This is a genomic window from Acidaminococcus sp. CAG:542 (assembly GCF_000437815.1).
Classification (GTDB): domain Bacteria; phylum Bacillota; class Negativicutes; order Acidaminococcales; family Acidaminococcaceae; genus Acidaminococcus.
Map to the genome: position 1 here is coordinate 1 of NZ_FR902053.1, position 937 is coordinate 937.

General features: G+C 40.0%; 2 protein-coding genes. Both read left to right on the top strand.

Annotated elements, in window-relative coordinates:
- Positions 1–337, top strand: a 337-nt coding sequence (locus tag QVO43_RS03730) for a tyrosine-type recombinase/integrase (protein ID WP_288174468.1), incomplete at its 5' end; no start/stop codon positions are given.
- Between the two features lie 22 nt (positions 338–359).
- The coding region (locus QVO43_RS03735; RefSeq protein WP_288174469.1) for a restriction endonuclease subunit S at positions 360–937 on the top strand (578 nt) is incomplete at its 3' end.

A 937-nucleotide genomic window follows, 5' to 3' on the forward strand; every position in this document is an offset into this window, starting at 1 on the left:
GTATTTTGATGCACGGACCAAGATCCATCTGAAAAATTATCTGGACAGCCGGAAGGATGACAATCCGGCTCTCTTTGTTTCTCTGCTCCAGCCCTATAACCGGCTGCAGATCAGCGGAGTGGAAAGCAGGCTCCGGGCTCTGGGGAGAGAACTCCACATCCCCAAGGTCCATCCTCACAAATTCAGAAGGACCCTGGCCACCCGGGCCATCGACAAGGGGATGCCCATAGAACAGGTCCAGCGGCTTCTGGGCCATACCCAGATCGATACCACCATGCAGTACGCCATGATCAACCAGAAAAACGTCAAGAATGCCCATCAGAAATTCATTGCCTAGGAGCCAATCCCGATTTGTGGAGATGTTTAGTAATGAAAGGCAACACTATAGACTGAATGAAAATTACAGCATTTGTAATTTATATCAAGTTTCAAATATTGTCTCTGGAATAACAAAGGGTAGAAAGACAAAAGATAATAATTTGTTGGAAGTCCCTTATATGGCTGTTTCTAACGTTAAAAGAGGATTTATTGACTGGTCGACCATTAAAACAATTTTAGCAACTAAAGCAGAGGTAGAACAATACAGATTAAAATCTAATGATGTTTTAATTACTGAAGGTGGTGATCCAGATAAGGTAGGAAGAGGTGCTGTTATAATAAATCCACCCAAAAATTGTATTCACCAAAATCATATTTTTAGGGTGAGACTAAATTGTAATTTATTAACACCGGAATATTTTGAAGAATATCTTCAATGTAAATCTGCAAGAAAATATTTTTTGAAAGCTGCAAAACAGACAACAGGAATCGCAAGTATCAATATGAAGCAATTGCGTGGATTACCAGTAGCATTACCACCAATAGGTGAGCAGATAAGGTTTTCTATTTTTACTCACCACATCGAAAAATCAAAATTGTCCACAGAGAACAGCAGAAA